The organism is Thermovirga sp. (genome assembly GCA_012523215.1).
Lineage (GTDB): Bacteria > Synergistota > Synergistia > Synergistales > Thermovirgaceae > 58-81.
On the sequence record JAAYIZ010000222.1, the window covers coordinates 1 to 5,168 of the forward strand.

Here is a 5,168-nt window from a genome sequence, read left to right on the forward strand (position 1 = left end):
AAAAAGAGAGCTGGTACATCCACACCGGCCAGGGCATGATCGACATCATCAACATTGAGGCCCAGAAGGACGGCTACACCCTGACCGACCGGGGCACTTTCATCAAGTACGAAGACAACTACAAAGGCAACCCCCCGTTGGTGATACTGGTCGAAGGCGACGAAGCGCTCTTCAACCAATACAGCGTTATCGCCGTCAACCCTGTCAGGGGTGATCATCTCCGCTATGACCTAGCCCTGAAGTTCTCCGACTGGATGCGATCTCGCAAGGTCCAAAAGATGATTGGAGAGTTCAGCCTCCTGGGCAAACCCCTGTTTGTCCCAAACGCGAAGTAGTGTTACCGTGCCAATCGGCAGGGGACCCCGCATCTTCCCCACCCCCCTGGGGATCTTGCGGGGTTCCTTTTTGAAAGGATCCAGGAGATGGACCCCGGGCCATCAACATGGCTATTCCAGGCAAGTAGAGATAGAGAGATAGAAATAAACTGGAGGCACCAATGAATTATCTGGCGGAAGGGTTCAAAACAGCTTTCATCATCCTTTATTCAGGACATGAGGAGACTTTCAACGCCATATTCACGACGGTGAAGGCATCGACCTTTTCGATCCTTATCACCCTGGCGGTAGGTATCCCGCTGGGTTTCATCCTGGGATACTATTCTTTCCCGGGGAAACACGCATGCAGAGCTGTATCGGATACCTTGATGGCAATCCCCACCGTTGTCGTAGGATTGCTCGTTTATGCCTTCATCTCCAGAAGCGGGCCTTTCGGCGGCCTGGGCCTCCTTTTTACCTTGCGGGGAGTGGTCATCGGCCAATTTTTCCTCGGGCTCCCCGTGGTAGTGTCCCTCACTGCTTCCGCCACGGAGCAGATGGAAGATACCACCAGGCTTACCCTGATGACGCTGGGGGCTTCCCCCAGCCAACTTGCTGCCAGTTCACTTTGGGAGGGACGATATGCCGTCCTGGCTGCGGCAATGACAGCCTACAGTAGGATCATCTCCGAGGTGGGCGTCTCCATGATGATCGGTGGCAACATCAAATGGAGAACCCGCACGATCACTACCGCGATCGCCCTCGAGACGGGGAAGGGCCAGTTCGCCGAAGGGATAGCATTGGGAACTGTCCTTCTGGCCATTGCCTTTGCCGTTAATGGGGCCGTTTCCATTGCAAGAAAGAGGGCCTCCAGTTGACTTACATTTATGAACTGAAGGACATTACTCAATCTTATGCCGGACGAACCGTACTGGAAATCTCCGACCTGAAGATAGAAAAAGGTTCCATCGTAGGTATAACCGGGCCCAACGGGTGCGGGAAGAGCACCCTGCTGAGAATATTGGCTTTTCTTGAAAGGCCCCTCGCCGGCAGCCTCCTGTTCAAAGGGAAACCCATAAAAGACATCGACGAGAATTTGAGAAGAGAGGCCACCCTGCTTCTCCAGGAAACAAAACTTCTGAAAAGGACCGTATTTGAAAACGTGGCTTACGGCCTTAAAGCCAGGGGGACCAGGGGGAATCTTTCCCACAAAGTGAATACGGCTCTCGATATGGTCGGTCTTGACCCCACGGATTTTGCCGGCAGGCTCTGGTTCCAACTCTCTGGAGGGGAATCTCAAAGGGTTGCCTTGGCCTCGAGGCTGGTGCTGAAACCCGAAGTCCTTATCCTGGATGAGCCCACCGCCAGCATCGATTCCCATAGCGCCAGGATCATCGCACGAGCCATTGTCGACGCCAGGCAAGAGCTAGGCACCTCCATCATCCTTGTCAGCCATGATATCGATTGGGCCTATTCCGCTTCCGATGAAGTGATCTCCATGTTCTCCGGCAAGATCCGGTCGAGAAATATTGAGAATATAATCCCCGGACCTTGGGAGCAGTGCCGTGATGGCACCGTCTGCAGACACCTTGAAGACGGCCAGGTCATCACTGCAAATCGTAAACCAGGGAGTGACCCTTCCACGGGACTGCTTGACCCGGGAGATATAATCCTTTCGTTGAACGATCCCGGTGAGACTTCGGCAAGGAACATTTTGCGAGGAAGGGTAACGAGGATGACCCTGGAGGATGAGGGACAAAGCGTTCTTGTTACGGTGAATATTCAGGACACCATCCTTACCTCAAGGATCACCAAAGGATCCCTTTCCAGCCTTGGCATCGTCCCAGGATCGATGGTGATCCTAGTTTTCAAAGCAAATTCCATCCGATGGGCCTGATGCAGAGGGGAGTCGGTCCGAGAATTCTACCCCGAAAAAAAATTGACCAACCAGGGATAGTAAGTCAGTAGCGCAGGTCTGTTCATGACAAAGACGAGATAGCTGCCCATCCCTACGCAGGACTGGATAATGGTCAGGATATCTTTTCTTGGTTCCTTTCTTGCCAGGTATCCCAGGGCTCCGATGCAGGCGACAAAGCCCGGGAGATGAAAAGCCATTCCTCTCTCCACGCCTGCCTTCCCCATGGCTTCGAAAACCCGGAGAACGCAATAGGCACCCCACCCGGCCAGAATGTAAGTTTCCCCCAAAAAAAGCACAACCCTCAGAGGATACCAAATCAGGGGGAGAACTGTCGGGGGAAGGGTTGTGTCCTCGCCGAAGGGCGCCTCTCCGGGACGGTTTTCGCCCCGAAAGAACCTGTTAACCGTCAGGACCGGCTTTTGAATACACCAGGTGTAAAAAAGTGCGAAAGTAATTGCCGCACCGCTCATAGATAAAAAGAAAAGAACGCGCATGGAGTACCTCCTCGGGTTTCACAGGGGAGTAGACCCTGAGGGCTACTATATAACAAAAAGGGAAATTCGCACCCCCTTCCTTTTTAGGCTCCCCTTTTGCCGGCCAGATCGTGAAGGAGGATTTTCTTTCTCAACTTCATATTCAAGGGAGTCCTGTTGCCGTCAAAAACCACTTCCAGCGATAAATCCGGGGGGAAATCCCCCTCTCGCTGGATGCTTCCTTCCAGTCCTGAAGACACTTTTTTGATGTTCAAGAATAATCCCTTCCTTTGCTAACCTGGGGTTCACTCCGGGTTTGACTTGGGAGAGTGCTCTCCTCTCCGTCCATGTGATCAATAATGTCATTTTGTTGACTGTTTGTCAACTATTGAAAGAAGGGCCCTTTTCCATTCGGAGGACGAGCCGTTCCCGGCCTTCCCCTGGACCCAGTTGAAGGCTCCCCCTCCCCTGGCCTGAAGTTCCTTCCTTTCCTCGAGAAATACCCTCAGGTCAACCTCGACGTCCTTTCCGGCCGCAAGGATGAACACTCCTTTCCCGCTTTCTTCCTGGGAGAGAAAGCCGACAATGCTGCCGCTATCCCTTTCAACCTTCTTTTTGACCCCCGATGAGGCCAATTCGGGGGAGAAGTTCTCTATCGCAAAGAAGTACAACGTTCCCGGCTCCCTGCCAATGTCCTCCCAGGGAATCTCGAGGTACTTCCTGACCTTGTCCAGCCTCCTTGAAGCCTCCTTCCGTTCCTCCCTGATCCTGGCGACCACCGAAGGTAGCTCTTCTTCTTCACAGCCGATCTCCCTGGACAGTACCCTCGTTATCCTGCTGTAATCACGGAGTTTTTCCTCCCTGTCAACGGTGAACCTGGCCTCCCATTCACCGCTGCCTCCTTTGAAGCCGGTGATGATCAAACCCCCTACCTCGGCGGTGGAACTGACATGGCTTCCCGAACAGGCCATGCTGTCGAAATCTCCAATGGTGACTAGGGTCACTTCCTTTTCGGCGATCCGGTCCCATTTGATCTTGACGCCCTTTAAACTGTCGGCCCTATCCCTCGAGACCTTGTTCACGCTGACCGGAAGGTCCGCCGCGATAATCCCGTTAGCCGACTCTTCCGCCTTGAAGAGGACTTCCCAGTCGATATCGCCGTCGTAGGTCATGAACACCGTGCTCTCCTTTTCACCTATGGAGACTTTTTCCACCTGAAGTCCAGGCAACTGGTTCTCGAGCACCCTGGAAAGAATATGTTCACCGGTGTGCATTCTTGAAAAGCGCCTGTTTCTCTCCACGTCGACGGTGGCAGTGACTGGGTGTCCAAGGGGTATCTCGCCTTCCTGGAGGACAATCTCCAGGACAAAACCCCTCTCCGCGTTGTGGCAATCAGTGACTTCGGCCTTGAATCCCTCGCCTTCGAGGTAACCGCTGTCGCCGGGCTGTCCTCCTCCCGAGGGGTGAAAAACCCTCCCAGATACCCTGATTTTGGCTTTCTTTCCTGCCCTTTCCAATACCTCTTCTATCTGGACCTCTTTTTTCAATTCGCTGACCTTCCTTCTCCTACGTACATCTTCGTAAGCGCGTTTCTCTCCATGATAAACTTGATACACTCACGGAGGGACAGGTTAATGCACCGAAAAAAGTGCGTCAGGGTCATTATAACAGGGACGGTCCAGGGGGTAGGTTTCCGGTGGAGAGCAAGACAGGCCGCCCTCTCGCTGGATATTTCAGGATGGATAAAAAACCGCCCCGACGGGGGTGTCGAGGCGGTTTTCCAAGGCTCTCCAGGTTCGGTGGATCAAATGATCGAATGGGTGAAGGCCGGACCACCCGGCGCGGTAGTAAGGGAGGTCAGGACCGTTCCCTGCAATCCCGATGCTGGCCCGTCAGAATTCCTCATCCTGAGATCTCCCTAACGAGCCGGGCAATGGTCATTTTGATCCGCCGACAATCTTCAGTTCCGGAACCTTTGCCTCGGATTCGGGGTGGACCTGCCTCCAAAGCTTGACGGGGAGCCCCCATATCTTGATGAAACCGGCAGCGGCTTCATGGTCAAAGGCATCTCCCTCCGAATAGGTAGCCATGGTCTCTACATAGAGGGATTTTTCCGCCCTTATGCCTACCACCACCGATGCTCCCTTGAAGAGCCGCACCCTGACGGTGCCTGAAACGTGCTCCTGGATGGTATCAAAGAAAGCGTCGAGGGCTTTTTTTAATGGCGAGAACCAGAAGCCGATGTAGGTGAGTTCCGCGTATTTCGCCGAGAGGTCGGCCTTTGCCGCGATTATATCCCTGGTCAGCGTCATGCTCTCAAGGGCCTGATGAGCCTGGAGGAGGCAAACCGTGGCGGGACATTCGTAAACCTCCCTGCTTTTGAATCCCACCAACCTGTCTTCGATCATGTCGATCCTGCCTACCCCGTGGGTTCCGGCGATCCTGTTCAGTTCAGCTATGAGG

Annotated in this window: 8 protein-coding genes; 4 read left to right on the forward strand and 4 right to left on the reverse strand. The window is 53.8% G+C overall.

The genetic code is table 11. The features are described from left to right. The 3 genes from GX108_06340 to GX108_06350 all read left to right on the forward strand — a co-directional run. Positions 1-335, forward strand: a 335-nt coding sequence (locus GX108_06340; protein ID NLO56653.1) for a tungsten ABC transporter substrate-binding protein, incomplete at its 5' end; no start/stop codon positions are given. A gap of 161 nt (positions 336-496) precedes the next feature. Beyond that, positions 497-1,192 (forward strand): ABC transporter permease, encoded by a 696-nt coding sequence (locus GX108_06345; GenBank protein ID NLO56654.1) that lies wholly within the window; start codon positions 497-499, stop codon positions 1,190-1,192. Further along, positions 1,189-2,211 (forward strand): ATP-binding cassette domain-containing protein, encoded by a 1,023-nt coding sequence (locus GX108_06350; protein ID NLO56655.1) that lies wholly within the window; start codon positions 1,189-1,191, stop codon positions 2,209-2,211. The genes GX108_06345 and GX108_06350 overlap by 4 nt, the downstream gene beginning before the upstream one ends. Before the next feature lie 26 nt (positions 2,212-2,237). Here GX108_06350 and GX108_06355 read toward each other — a convergent pair whose 3' ends face one another. The 3 genes from GX108_06355 to GX108_06365 form a co-directional block, all read right to left on the reverse strand. Then, positions 2,238-2,519 (reverse strand): hypothetical protein, encoded by a 282-nt coding sequence (locus tag GX108_06355; protein NLO56656.1) that lies wholly within the window; start codon positions 2,517-2,519, stop codon positions 2,238-2,240. A 290-nt stretch (positions 2,520-2,809) separates the two neighbouring features. Further along, a complete protein-coding gene (locus GX108_06360; GenBank protein NLO56657.1) occupies positions 2,810-2,980 on the reverse strand; it encodes a hypothetical protein in 171 nt (56 codons plus the stop codon). Between the two features lie 87 nt (positions 2,981-3,067). Beyond that, positions 3,068-4,321 carry a hypothetical protein gene (locus GX108_06365; GenBank protein ID NLO56658.1) on the reverse strand — a complete coding sequence of 418 codons (1,254 nt, stop codon included), beginning with the start codon at positions 4,319-4,321 and terminating at the stop codon, positions 3,068-3,070. A gap of 18 nt (positions 4,322-4,339) precedes the next feature. Between GX108_06365 and GX108_06370 the strand changes: the two genes are divergently transcribed. Beyond that, positions 4,340-4,627: an acylphosphatase gene (locus GX108_06370; protein ID NLO56659.1), complete on the forward strand. Its 288-nt coding sequence runs from the start codon at positions 4,340-4,342 to the stop codon at positions 4,625-4,627. Positions 4,628-4,642: 15 nt separating this feature from the next. Here GX108_06370 and GX108_06375 read toward each other — a convergent pair. Then, a partial coding sequence (locus tag GX108_06375) for an argininosuccinate synthase (protein NLO56660.1) occupies positions 4,643-5,168 on the reverse strand: 526 nt, incomplete at its 5' end.